This is a genomic window from Paenibacillus sp. J22FR21 (assembly GCF_056269135.1).
This window is the reverse complement of sequence record NZ_JBWDNJ010000004.1, coordinates 420,803-433,998: the sequence shown is the minus strand read 5'-3', so window position 1 is coordinate 433,998 and position 13,196 is coordinate 420,803. Positions and strand designations below refer to the sequence as shown.

The 13,196-nt window shown below is 52.7% G+C and carries 10 protein-coding genes; 9 read left to right on the top strand and 1 reads right to left on the bottom strand.

The genetic code is table 11. The annotated features are described in order from the left end of the window. Positions 1 to 21: 21 nt before the first annotated feature. The 3 genes from AC0YNS_RS17415 (at position 22) to AC0YNS_RS17405 (ending at position 4,971) form a co-directional block, all read left to right on the top strand. Positions 22 to 1,074: a Gfo/Idh/MocA family protein gene (locus tag AC0YNS_RS17415; RefSeq protein WP_475782231.1), complete on the top strand. Its 1,053-nt coding sequence runs from the start codon at positions 22 to 24 to the stop codon at positions 1,072 to 1,074. Between the two features lie 429 nt (positions 1,075 to 1,503). Then, positions 1,504 to 3,999 (top strand): GH116 family glycosyl hydrolase, encoded by a 2,496-nt coding sequence (locus AC0YNS_RS17410; protein WP_475782230.1) that lies wholly within the window; start codon positions 1,504 to 1,506, stop codon positions 3,997 to 3,999. Positions 4,000 to 4,140: 141 nt separating this feature from the next. After that, the gene (locus tag AC0YNS_RS17405) at positions 4,141 to 4,971 is read left to right on the top strand and encodes a phytanoyl-CoA dioxygenase family protein (protein WP_475782229.1); all 831 of its coding nucleotides are present in this window, start codon (positions 4,141 to 4,143) and stop codon (positions 4,969 to 4,971) included. Positions 4,972 to 5,445: 474 nt separating this feature from the next. On the opposite strand, the gene AC0YNS_RS17400 is transcribed toward AC0YNS_RS17405, so the two are convergent. After that, complete coding sequence (locus tag AC0YNS_RS17400) at positions 5,446 to 6,318, bottom strand: helix-turn-helix domain-containing protein (protein WP_475782228.1); 873 nt, start codon at positions 6,316 to 6,318, stop codon at positions 5,446 to 5,448. 155 nt (positions 6,319 to 6,473) lie between these two features. Between AC0YNS_RS17400 and AC0YNS_RS17395 the strand changes: the two genes are divergently transcribed. The 6 genes from AC0YNS_RS17395 to AC0YNS_RS17370 are packed head-to-tail and all read left to right on the top strand — an operon-like array spanning position 6,474 to position 12,881. Next, positions 6,474 to 7,271: an HpcH/HpaI aldolase family protein gene (locus AC0YNS_RS17395; RefSeq protein WP_475782227.1), complete on the top strand. Its 798-nt coding sequence runs from the start codon at positions 6,474 to 6,476 to the stop codon at positions 7,269 to 7,271. A 39-nt stretch (positions 7,272 to 7,310) separates the two neighbouring features. Beyond that, positions 7,311 to 8,348 (top strand): Gfo/Idh/MocA family protein, encoded by a 1,038-nt coding sequence (locus tag AC0YNS_RS17390; RefSeq protein ID WP_475782226.1) that lies wholly within the window; start codon positions 7,311 to 7,313, stop codon positions 8,346 to 8,348. Further along, the gene (locus tag AC0YNS_RS17385; protein ID WP_475782225.1) at positions 8,341 to 8,661 is read left to right on the top strand and encodes an L-rhamnose mutarotase; all 321 of its coding nucleotides are present in this window, start codon (positions 8,341 to 8,343) and stop codon (positions 8,659 to 8,661) included. Before AC0YNS_RS17390 ends, AC0YNS_RS17385 begins: the two co-directional genes overlap by 8 nt. A gap of 17 nt (positions 8,662 to 8,678) precedes the next feature. Next, the gene (locus tag AC0YNS_RS17380) at positions 8,679 to 9,725 is read left to right on the top strand and encodes an NAD(P)-dependent oxidoreductase (RefSeq protein ID WP_475782224.1); all 1,047 of its coding nucleotides are present in this window, start codon (positions 8,679 to 8,681) and stop codon (positions 9,723 to 9,725) included. Between the two features lie 17 nt (positions 9,726 to 9,742). After that, positions 9,743 to 11,218: a cellulase family glycosylhydrolase gene (locus tag AC0YNS_RS17375; protein ID WP_475782223.1), complete on the top strand. Its 1,476-nt coding sequence runs from the start codon at positions 9,743 to 9,745 to the stop codon at positions 11,216 to 11,218. A 19-nt stretch (positions 11,219 to 11,237) separates the two neighbouring features. Continuing rightward, positions 11,238 to 12,881, top strand: coding sequence for a glycoside hydrolase family 140 protein (locus AC0YNS_RS17370; RefSeq protein ID WP_475782471.1), 1,644 nt, complete (start codon positions 11,238 to 11,240; stop codon positions 12,879 to 12,881). Positions 12,882 to 13,196 lie beyond the last annotated feature (315 nt).

The following is a 13,196-nucleotide window of genomic DNA, read 5'->3' as shown; positions in this document are numbered from 1 at the left end:
TACGGGAAAGGGGGAGCAGCGATGAGCAAGTTTCGCATTGGTTTGATAGGTCTTGGCGGCATGGCAAACGCTCATATCCGCTGGTTGGCTGATGAAGGCGAGCGGTTCGAAGTCGTGGCTGTGAGCGATGTAAGTTCGGAGGCGTTGACGCGAGTCGGCAGTCAACTCGGCCTTGATGAAGGCAAACGATATGCCGACTTCAACAAGCTGGTTGAGGACCCGGAAGTAGATGCCATCGTATCGGCAACGCCGAACCATGTTCATGCGGCTATCATTCATGCTTGTTTGAAGGCGGGCAAACCGTTCATGGCGGAGAAGCCGTTTACACGCGTGTTTGAGGAAGCGGGACCGCTGCTTGAGCTGTATAAGCAGCAGCCGGTAGCGGCAATGATTGGCTTTACGTACCGTTACACGCCTGCTTTCCGATACGCCCGTGAACTCGTGCTGCAGGGCAAGCTCGGAACGATTCGCAGCTTCTCTGTGCAATATTTGCAGGGCTGGGGAGCGGCGCAGTATAAGGTTCCTTATGTTTGGCGATTCGATAAGAACATTACCGGGACAGGTACGCTTGGCGACCTCGGTTCGCATATGATCGACTTGGCGCGTTTTCTGTTCGGCGAGTTCGAGGAGCTGTCTGCACAGCTGAAGACGATTATTACGGAACGTCCCGATGCGGCGACAGGACAGATGGTTCCCATCGAAGTCGATGACTTTGCCAGCTTCCAAGCGCGGATGACAGGTGACGTGATGGGTGTTTTCCAAACATCGCGTAACGCGATCGGCTCGGGCAACCAGCACGAAGTATCCATCTATGGCGACTTCGGCACCATCCACGCCTCCACGGAAAATCCGGATAAACTGATCTGGATCCGCGAGGAGGAGCCGGGTCAGCTGTCCAGATCGACGCTTGATGTGCCGAGCTCGTGCAAAGTCTCCCAATATTCAGATTTCCTAGCGATGCTGGAAGGCAAGGAGCCAAACGGTCTGCCGGGCTTTATGGACGGTTACCGCAATCAAGAGGTGCTGGATGCAATCATCCGTGCGAGTGAGACGAAGACGGTAGTACGCTTATAAAACTCAACTCATGAGCAAATAGAAACGCTCAAAGAGCCGTAAAGTTGTCGCTCTTCGTATTATTAGGTCAACCTTAATTTACAGGTTGGCCTTTTTTAATTCTAACGAACCGTACGGGCCTTATTTGATCATAAAGTAGCGGTTTGAAATTCTAACGAACCGTACAGGCGCTATTTTGACAAAATCTCGTGCATATCAGCTATTTCGACTAAATAAGGTCTCTGTGGTTCGTTAGAATAATTGAGGCGCCCTTTTCTCTCAAATAAGGCCTCTACGGTTCGTTAGAATAGCGAGGGAAATGTCTAGAGACCTCTCCAGGAGAAAGTTTTATTCAATTAGGGTGAGATTTGTAATCGGTTCCATGAAACTCGTATTCATAGGATAGGAGAGCGCTTATGATGGATGGAGACTCATTAAGGGGGAATCAGTATGAGCCAGCAATCGTATAGTCAATCGTATTCGGGGAGTCATAATTCTCATATCGCTTTTCCGCTTGGCGGAATCGGAGCGGGGATGTTCTGTCTGGAGGGAACGGGGGCAATGTCCCATTTCTCTTTACGTCATGCACCAGATATCACGCACGAGCCTATCATCTTTTCCGCCGTATGTGTCAAAGGGGAGCAGGGCAATATTGCGAGAGTCATGGAAGGCCTGGTTCCTTCTTGGAAGATCTACGGCAATAAAGCGGAGTCGATGAATCCCGGCAGCGGGTTGTTCGCTAAACATTTCGGCTTGCCGCGCTTTGACTACAGCACGTTTCATGCAAGGTTTCCTTTTGGCACTGCTCAGCTGCATGATGATCGGCTGCCTGTCGAGGCGTCGATTACAGGTTGGAGTCCGTTTATTCCCTTACATGCAGATGACTCGAGCTTGCCCGCAGCGGCGCTCGAAGTTACGCTGACCAACAGGACGGATCATCCTGTCGAGCTCGTGTATTCCCTTCATGCATCCAACTTTATGGCATTTAATAAATCGACGAAACAACGGGTATACAGCTCGAAGTCAGGCAAAGGTTTTGTACTTGAGCAATCGGCGGCAGAAGGAAAGCCATGGGAAGAAGGATCATTCAGTGCCTTCACGGATCATCCGAACGCCACAGCCGACTGCGCTTGGTTCCGAGGTGGGTGGTTTGATTCGTTAACGATGGTTTGGAACGCGATTAAAGAAGGCCAAAGTGTGGAAAATCCTGAGGTAACGGAAGGGAAGCCAAGTCCGGGTGGGAGTCTGTACGTTCCACTAACGCTAGCGCCTCATGACCGGCAGGTCGTTCGAATCATGCTATCGTGGTATGTGCCGGAGACAAACCTAATTGAAGGTGTAGAAGGAGCTAAACATGCGGATTGGACCGGAGAATATCATAAGCCCTGGTACGCCGGTAAATTCGCTGCCATTTCGGAAGTTTCCGAGTACTGGTTCAGCCATTATGATTCGCTTCGTGAAAGAAGCTTGAAATTTAGCGATACGTTCTATGGAACCTCGCTTCCTGCGGAAGCCAAGGATGCCATAACCGCGAATTTGACGATTCTGAAGTCGCCTACCGTCTTGCGCCAGACGGATGGCCGGATGTGGGGCTGGGAAGGGCAGCAGCTCCATGAAGGTAGCTGCAGCGGTTCATGTACGCATGTCTGGAACTACGCGCAAGCGGTGCCGCATCTGTTTCCGGATTTGGAGCGCAGCTTACGGGTTACGGAATTTACGGATGGACAGGATGAACGCGGGCATCAGAATTTCCGGGTACCATTGCCCATTCAGCCGGCAAGCCACAAGTATCACGCGGCTTCGGATGGCCAGTTAGGCGGCATCATGAAGGCATATCGTGAATGGAGAATCAGCGGGGATACCGAGTGGCTCCGGAAGTATTGGCCGCAAATCAAGCAAAGCTTGACGTATTGCAAGGAGCTTTGGGACCCCGATGGCATTGGCGTTCTAATCGAGCCGCATCACAATACGTACGACATCGAATTCTGGGGACCGGACGGCATGTGCTCTTCCATCTATATTGGCGCGCTTAAAGCAGCTTCGCTCATGGGCGAAGCGTTGGGAGACACTTCGAACGAATACGAAGAGCTATATCGCAAGGGCAGGACGTATATGGAGCAAGAACTGTTCAACGGCGAATACTTCGAGCAAAAGATTATTTGGCAAGGGCTTCGTGCACCGAATCCTGCCCGATTGGTTCCTCAAGGGAATGATAACTTTAAGGCGGCCGAGACATTGGAAGGGCCTGAAGCTTGGAATGTCAACTACTCCAGGGAGGCACAAGAGCTGCTGCAGCAGGAAGGGCCGAAATATCAATATGGAAAAGGCTGCTTGTCCGATGGGGTCATCGGAGCGTGGATCGCGGAAATGTGCGGGCTTGGGGATATCTTGGATCGCGATATGATCAAGTCTCACTTGCTAAGTATCTATACGTACAATCTTAAGCGCGACTTGTCCGAGCATGCCAATCCGCAGCGATCCGGATTTGCGCTCGGCAGAGATGGCGGACTGCTGCTTTGCACGTGGCCGAAGGGGGGGCAGCTGTCGCTCCCGTTCGTATATAGCAACGAAGTCTGGACCGGTATCGAATATCAAGTCGCCTCGCATTTAATGTCGGTTGGCTGTGTGGAGGAAGGGATGGATATTGTACGTGTTTGCCGCGACCGTTACGACGGAAGCGTAAGAAATCCTTTCGATGAGTACGAGTGCGGGCATTGGTATGCTAGAGCAATGGCCTCTTATGGCATCCTCCAAGGCTGGAGCGGTATTCGGTACGATGCGGTGGAGCGCGTACTCTACGTTTCACCGAAGGTTTCGGGAGACTATAGCAGTTTCTTGTGCACAGCCTCCGGATACGGAATTGCCGGAATTCGGGGCGGTGAAGTATTTGTTGAAGTAAAGGATGGCACGATAGAAGTAGATGAGATTCGCTTGGCTTTAACGTAATAGGAGTTCAATTCGATGTCTCATCTGTAAGTTGGTGAACGCCGTTTCACCAATTAAAGCTTTCCAAGTGGGAATGAATTTGTTATTTTATAGCTTAGCAAGCGCATTCTTACCAAAGCTAAACAGATTGGATGGGATAAAGTGAAAGTTAGTGCAGAAGAATTAGCATCCGGTAAATTGTTGCCCTCGACAATCGAGCTGGCTGTACAGTTGATTCAAGTAAATGGTTACGTCTTGATTGAAGAAGTGCTGCCACGGACACAGATAGATCAATTGAACAACAGAATCGGTGACTACCTCGAAGGGTTCATGGAGAAGAACGGATTCAGCCTCGAAGAAGGCTTCCATGATGGGACGAACCATATCGGCATGTATTTGCCGTTTGAGCAGCCATTCTGCGATGAGTCGCTTATTGCGCACCCTTTTGTAACGGATATTGTGGATCAAATTCTAGGCTCCGATTGCGAGCTTACTTATTTTGCTTCGAACACGTCGATGCCTAAAGGCACGAAGTCCCAAGACGTTCATGCTGACATGGGCGCTAGATTCGGCAGCCGCTTTGGCGTGAACGTACCCATTACCAATCTTGTCGTGAATTACCCGCTCGTAGACGTCAATGATGAGAACGGCCCGATGGAAGTATGGCCCGGCGGTACGCATCTGCATCCGGATAACTGGTACAGCTCGAAAGTGTTGAACAAACCTGAGCTTGCTCCGCATATGCTTTCCTTCAAGGCTCACATGCCTGCCGGCTCCATCATGATTCGTGACGACCGCATGTGGCACCGCGGTACGCCGAACCGTTCGGACAAGCCAAGACCAAACATTGCTTTGATCTACTCGTCTACTGCAACTGCTCCTTACCAAGGCGGTCTTCAAATCCCGCAAGAGACGTACGATCAGTTCTCGGATCGCGCGAAGCAGCTCGTTCGCAAGCAGAAAATCGGTTCTGAAGTCATCAACCCGTACTAATAGCAGCTTCAAGCCGAGACAGTATCTAGAAGCACCTGACCATGTGGTCGGGTGCTTTTTTTGCGTGCTGTTCGTCAGGATTGCTTGATGAACGTGTTGAGCAGTTTCCGAATGTTGCATAGAATGCAACATTTCACGGTGAAAGTAGGTTGATATCGCAGATTGTTGCATAGAATGCAAAATTTTACAGTATAGGAGCAGAAAATGGGCCAATTACGGGGATGATGTTGCATAAAATGCAACATTTGCCTTCAAGCTGGTACGAATGTAAGTAGAATGTTGCACAATATGCAACATTCTACTTAAAGGCAGGAAAAGGGGAGGAGCAGGTAGCTCTCTGTCGGACTGGAAAAGGGGAGGAGCAGGTAGCTCTCTGTCAGACCGGAAGAGAGGACAGGCCTAGATAGCTCCTACAATCGGACAAGGAGAAAGGTGTGGAGGAGGCGGATACTAGCGTGAGCGACCCAGCCTGTCCTACACGCCATCCGCGAACAATCGATATTTGAGCGGTGTTACACCGGTCAATTTCTTGAAATCTCGGATGTACACGTTCACGTTCTCGAAGCCGACCTCATAAGCGACTTCGGAGACGGAGGACATCGACTTCTTCAGCAGATGCTTCGACCGGTCTATACGCAGCCGCATCAGGTACTCCTGTGTCGAGGTGCCGGTCATTCGTTTGAAGAGGCGGGAGAAGTAGCTCTCGTTGAAGCCCGCATGTCTCGCGACCTCGGCTACGCTGAAATCGCCTCGGCTCAGCTGCTCCTCCATGAAACGGATCGCAGACTCAATCACCTGCTGGTGATATTCCGTCTTCCGGGCGCCTTCGCCGCGATTGCGATTCAAGGACAGCTCCGTCAGGATTCTCATAATAAGCACCGGAATCGCAAGATCGCTCTGATGATCGCCGGCCTCGACGTACCGCATGATTTTGTCAAAACAGCTATTAAACTCCGAAGAATGCTGCAGCGTGATCGGGGTCAAGCCGCTCGGGTTGATCGTATCGTAGAAGGCAGGCACGCCGCTGCCCTTGATATGTAAAAACCGATATTTCCATACGCCGGAATCGCCGGTTTGATAATGATGATGGCCGAAACAGTTGATTAAGGCGACTTTGCCACGGTCCAGCACAACCTTTTTGCCTTCATAGGTTAGGATGCCGCTGCCTTCATCGGTGAAGATGATTTGGTAGTTTTTCTGTTTCTCCCGTTCGGTGTAGAACTTCTCGGCGAAATGAACATGCCCCACCGTACACAGCTGATACGGCAGCTTGCGCGAGACAGCGAGCGGTGTGAAGGGAAGGATAACAGGCTCCTCGATATTGTCAAAATAATACGACGTTCGCATACCGCAGCTCCCCGTCCTTCTCTAAAGTCAAATAGCGTAGATAACAGGTAAAGAATCGTCACTGACAGCGGTGTTGAAAGCGCTACAATTAGATTATACACACAGAAAGCCGCGCAGCAATCGAGGAATTGCTGTAAAGGTAAGGAGGAGTACGTTTGGCGGTCAATAGAACGGCGCGGAACCCGTTACGTCGTAAACTGCAAGCAAACCAGCCAACAACAGGTGTATGGATAACGCTTGAAAGTCCGTCCATCACCGAGGCGGCAATCATGATGGGCACGGACTGGATATGCGTGGACATGGAGCATGGACATTTGGACTTGAAGGAAGTCATGGAGCATGTGAGAACGGTCCGAGGTTCGGACACAGCAGTGCTTGTTCGGGTACCGAGTATCGAGCAGGGTATCGTGAAGAGGGTACTCGATCTTGGCGCACATGGCGTGCTGCTTCCGCTTGTTCGAAGTCGAGAGGATATGGAGGAAGGCATGAGCTACGGCCGTTATCCAACAGAGGGAGTGCGAGGCATCGGAGGCGAACGGTCCGTCAAATGGGGAATGGGGATGCAGGATTACTTGAAGGATGCGAACGAGGAAACGCTCATCATCCCGCTGATCGAAACGAAGGATGCAGTGGACGACATCGAGCAGATTTTGCAGGTTCCGGGGCTTGAAGCCATCTTCTTCGGACCTGCGGATTTGTCGGCATCCTACGGATACTTAGGGGATTGGGAAGGACCCGGCATAGCTGAGGTCATTCTGAATGTGCGAACCGCTGCAGCCAAGCTGGGCATCGCTTCAGGCATCATGAGCATGAACGCGGAGGATGCGAAGCTCAGGCAGGAGCAAGGCTTCAACATGGTGGGGCTTGGCTCCGACATCGGCCTCATGATCCGATCCATGGAAAGCGCGATGCGCGCAGTCGGGCGAGACCCGAAGCCCCATCTGTGGTTCTAATGCGAAATCGAAACGAATGGAGAAGGAGCCAAGGTTGAAATGGAGCGAAAATGGAACGTTTGTATGGTGGGCATGGGCTACTGGTCCGATGTTCATTTTCAAGCATGGGGCTCATTAAGCAATGTTCGCATTGCGGCAATCGCAGATCGCAATCCGCCGAAGCTGGCGAGGAAAGCTCTGATGTACCGATTATCTCAAGATCAGCTCTACGCGTCCTTGCACGAAGCCGTCCGGCATCCGGGTATCGATATTGTCGACGTTATCACACGCCCCAACACGCATCTGGAGATGGTGGAGATAGCGGCTCGCGCCGGCAAGCATGTGTTATGCCAGAAGCCTTTTGCCCCTACGCTCGAGGAATGCCGCAGGATGGTTGCCATCTGCCGAGAGAACGGAGTTCGGCTCATGGTAGCCGAAGGCTGGCGCTGGCAGGGCCATTATCTTGCGATGAAGCGCGTGCTGGAGAGCGGCGTTCTTGGTGAGGTGTCGTATGCCAAAATCAGCGCAAAATGGTTCTTCACTCCGCGCTTCGACGATCCCGCTCAGATGACGCAGCCCTACTTCCGCGATATGGAGCGTCTGCTGCTATATGAGATGGGGCCGCATTACATCGACAGCTACAGGTCGTTGTTCGGAGAGCCTGATGGTATTACCGCCGTCACGAAGAGGGTCAGCCCCCATATTAAAGGCGATGATCTGGCGATTGTCATCTTCCATCATGCGGCAATGACCGGCATGCTGGAAGCTTCATGGGCTTCGCGGGAATTTCGGGACGGGAGCTATACGCTGCCGGGCGGCGAGAATTTGATGGAGTACGTGGTGATCGAGGGGAGCGAGGCAACGCTTCGCTTGAACGCAGACGGCGAAATGCTCTTGCTTCGAACGGATGGCACTGTGGAACAGATCCCGCGTCCGCAGGAAGCTTTTCAAGAGTCGCATAATCGGCTGCATCAGCATTTTATCGAAGGCATTGAGAGCGGATTGCCGTTTGTTACCTCGGGTGAGGAATATTTGAAGACGATGGAGATTATCGAGGCTGCTTACCAAATCGGAAAGAAGGTCGAGCGCATTGGCTAAAACGAAGTATATGTTCTTCTACGAGTGCAAGCGCGGGATGGAAGAGGAGTACATCCGGCGTCATGAAGCTGTCTGGCCCGAGGTTATCGCCGCCCTGCGAGAGGCAGGCTTCAGCAATTTCATTACCTTTATGAAGGAAAACAGGCTGTATGCGACGATCGAATCCGAAGATGCTTTTGCTCCGGCATGGGCGCGGTTTCAAGCTAATCCGGACACCGCGAGATGGGAAGCGTACATGTCGGATGTGCTGGTGACAGATGTGACGACAGGCGGCATGGAAGTGCTGGATCGCATCGTATTCCAAATGGAGTAGGAAGGAGGCGACGCGAGGTGGCGACCTTTCAGCTCGGACTCACGCGTGATTTCTTGAACAGCCGAGGAGAGCCGGCCTTCGGACTTGAAGGTACACAGCGAATTTCTCGGATCAAGCATATTGAGCAGTCTTACTTCGACGAGCACCTGAACTCGGTGACTGTCGAGCAATTGCAGCACTACGATGGTGTAATCAGCTTGACGCCTCGTTACACGGCGGATGCACTGACTGCCGCCGCAGATCGCTTGATCGTCATTGCGCGTTATGGCGTCGGCTATGACATGGTGGATGTGCAAGCTTGCACGGAGGCTGACATCGCAGTCACGATTACACCTCAAGGCATTCGCAAGCCGGTGGCGTATGCCATCATGACGCATATGCTGGCGCTTGCTCATCGACTCCCCGTGAAGAGCAGGCTGATCGCGGAGAAACGATGGCAGGATCGAATTGATTATCCGGGCTACCGCATTACCGGCCAGACCCTTGGCTCCGTCGGACTCGGCAACATAGCGAAGGAATTGTTCCGTATGACGCGAGGGTTCGAGATGAAGATGATCGCTTACGACCCCTATGCTGATCCGGCAGTGGCTGCCTCGTATGGCGTGGAGCTTGTTGACCTGCAGACCTTATGCGAACGTTCGGATTATCTGACGATCAACTGTTTCTTATCTAAGGAGACGTTCCGCCTCATTTCATACGATCAGCTGCGGGCTATGAAACGATCTGCTTTCCTGATCAATACGGCGCGTGGCGGTATCGTGGATGAGCAAGCAATGGTGAGAGCGTTGCAAGAAGGCTGGATTGGCGGCGCCGGGCTGGATGTATTCGAGGAAGAACCGTTTATCAGCGACTCGCCGCTCCTTCATATGGACAATGTGATTGTTACGCCGCACAGTCTGTGTTGGACGGAGGAGATGGTTGAAGGATTATGGGCGGATACCACAAATGCCATTATGGATGCTGCAAGCGGCACAGCGCCTGTCAATGTTGTGAACAGAGAAGTGCTTGCGCGCCCTGGTTTCATAAGGAAGCTGGAACGATTCTCCACATTTGAGCGAGGATGAAAGGAGCTGTGTGTGCAGTGGCTATTCCGATTCGCCAACATCCGAGGAACAGCCGCGTGTTCGAGTTTCGCGGCAAACCGCTGGTTCTCGTATGCGCAACAGAGCATTACGGCGCGGTCATCAACCGCCCGTTCGACTTCGCCAAATATCTGGCAGATGCTCATGAGAAGCAGCAGACACTCACGAGGTTATTCATGCTGTTTCGTGAGCAGCAAAGTCACTGCAATCCCTATTCCACCTGCAAGCCGGAATCGCCGGATTATATCGCCCCTTATCCTCGAGTGGGGCCGGAGAAAGCGTTAGATTGGCAGCCAAAGTATGATTTGGATGCCTGGAATCCGGAGTTCTTTGATCGCCTTCACCGTTTTCTATCACTCGCATCCGATTATGGCATTATCGTAGAGGTTGTGCTGCTGAGCAATACTTATGGGGACAGCGTCTGGAATCTCAATCCGCTTAACGCCGCGAACAATATCAGCGACGTGGAGTCCATTCCGTGGACCGATTACAATACGATGCGCGCACCGAAGCTGTTTCAGCGCCAGCTCGCACATGTTCGGAAGATCGTAGAGGAAACGAACCGCTACGATAATATTTTCTACGAAATCTGCAATGAGCCAGGCGGAAGTTTCTCGGGAAGCAGCGAGCATCCGCCGCCAACGTCGCAAGAGGTCAATGCGTGGCAGTTGGCGATTGCCGAGGTGATCCGCGAGACGGAAGCTCTTTTGCCGAACAAACATATGATCGCAGGGCAAGAAGCGTTCATCTATGAGCCTTGGGAGCAATCGTCGGACTTGTCGTTTGGTGATTTCGGCATCGATATCGTCAATATGCATCCGCTGCCGAACACGACCTACGGGGGACGCGGCTACCATATGGGTGAGTTCATGTCGAAGCAGCTTCGGCTGCGCGAGGTACGGGACTTTTGTTTGGCTACGCGGAACGAGAGCAAGCCGCTTAATCTCGATGAAGATAACGTTGCCAGCCAGTATAAGGATCCGGACGGTTGGACGATTCATCGCAAGCGCGCGTGGGCGACACTCATGAGCGGCTGCCATTATGACTATATCGATTTTTCCATTATCAATTACGTTGAAGCCGGAACGCCTTCTTCTCAGCGGCATATTCGGATTTGGATGAAGCATTTGTCTGCATATGTACATTCTATCGATCTTGCAGACGCGCGACCGTTGCCGGACTTTGTTCTTGGGGAGCCGAAACATTCGGTTACATGTACGCTCGGGATTCCGGGCGAAGAGTACAACATCTACGTGGCAGACGAGAGAGAGCTGACAGATGACGGTGCAGGCTCACCGCTTGTATCGGAGGAGCTGATTGTTGATTTACCGGATGGCAGTTATCGTATTCGCTGCTTCGATCCGGCAACAGGCCAGTATTCTCCATCTGTGCGCATAAGCGGCGGGGCAGGAACCGTTATTCGGCTGCCGGATTTCCAGTATGATTTGACGATTCGCATCAACAGGCAGCAGTGATCGAGCGGTAATTCAATTGATGAAGGGATTGATCGAGGTAATGGCGAGCAGCATCATGCAAAATCAAGTGACGGAATGGGAGTATCGCTCTGGTACGGCATATCCGGATCCTTTTAACGATATCGGCATGCAAGTTGTTATTACCTCTCCGAACGGCAGGGAACGTGCGGTGCCGGGGTTCTGGGGCGGAGGGCAGACGTGGAAGTTTCGCTATTCCTCTGATCAAGTCGGTGTGCATCGGTATCGTACGATTTGCTCGGACAGTACTAATGTCAGTCTGCACGGGCAAGAGGGAACAATTGAGGTTACGGCCTATACGGGCGATAATCCGCTGTATCTGCATGGCAGTCCGCGGGCTGCTGCAAGTCGCAGCTATCTGGCGCATGCCGATGGCAAGCCGTTCTTCTGGCTCGGCGATACGTGGTGGATGTCCTTGACGGATCGGCTGAAGTGGCCGGAGGATGTCAAATGGCTGTCACAGGATCGTGTAGAGAAAGGCTTCACCGTCATACAAGTCGTTGCCGGACTCTATCCGGACATGGGACCATTCGATCCACGCGGCAGCAATGAAGGCGGGCAGGCTTGGGAGGAAGGTTTTGCTCGCATCAATCCGGCGTTCTTCGACGCTGCCGATCCGAAGATTGAGTGGATGGTGGAATCCGGACTGCTTCCGTGTATTGTGGCATGCTGGGGGTATTATTTTGATTTTGCCGGACGTGATGTGATCAAGAAGCAGTGGGAGTATTTGATCGCCCGATATGGTGCTTATCCGGTTGCTTGGTGCCTCTGCGGTGAGGCCGATATGCCGTATTATCAGTGGGATGCGTTCAAGAATCCGGATCAGAAACAGCTCTACGTGGAGCGGCTGCGCAAGGAATGGACTGCTATGGCGGCTTATGTCAAAGAGACCGATCCTTTTGGCAGATTGCTCACAATCCACCCTACGCAATACGGGCACAACATGGTGGAGGATGCTGCTGTTCTGGATTTGGATATGCTGCAAACCGGGCATGGCGCCTATATCTCGCTTGAGCCGACGGTCCGTATGATTCAGGAGTCGGTTGCCAGGGAGCCGCGTACGCCAGTTATCAATTCCGAGGTATGCTACGAGGGCATCGGCGGAACAAGCTATCAAGATATTCAGCGTTTCACGTTCTGGACGTGCATGCTCGGCGGAGCATGCGGTCATACCTATGGCGCGAATGGAATATGGCAGGTGAATGCGGAGGATAAACCTTACGGCGCGTCCCCGCATGGGGTGGCATGGGGGCATATGTTCTGGCGAGAAGCGGCTCAGCTGCCGGGCTCACGGCAAGTCGGACTGGGGAGGAAGCTGCTCGAGCGGTACGCGTGGTGGTCCTTCGAGCCGCAGCCGCAGTGGCTGAATGCGGTGGCAGAGGACGTGCCTGTGACGGCGAGGCCTTATGCGGCGGGCATTCCTGGGCAGGTTCGCGTCATCTATGCACCGTTCCTGCTCGCTTTCAGCGGTGTTGAAGTGCTCGGCATCGAGCAGGATGTGACTTATCGCGCGTTCATGTTCGATCCGGCCACAGGCGACGAACATGATTTCGGGCCGACGATTGTCCCAGATGCGGACGGCAAATGGAGCACCGGCGCGTTTAAAATCTTCCAAGACTGGGTGCTGGTCTTGGAGCGAATCTAGCTGTTGAAGGCTGCGCCTGTTATCTGATTCGATCGATGAAGGGGGGCAGCCTTTTGTTCGTTTGTCGGCCGAAGAGCGGTACGAGGTGCCGCACATTGGCGTGGAAAGGTAGGTTTGGAGGAAAGAGAGATACTGAGTACCGTTCATTGAGGTGGAATGGTGGGTTTGGGCTGAAGAGAGGTGCTGCGTACCGCACATTGGCGTGTGCTGGGTACCGCTCATGAACGGAACAGTAGCTAACCTAGGCTTTAATTGGGCGAAACTCGTAGGAGCAAATAAACGCCGCAGATGGTCGATAGACAAGTAACTCACTGG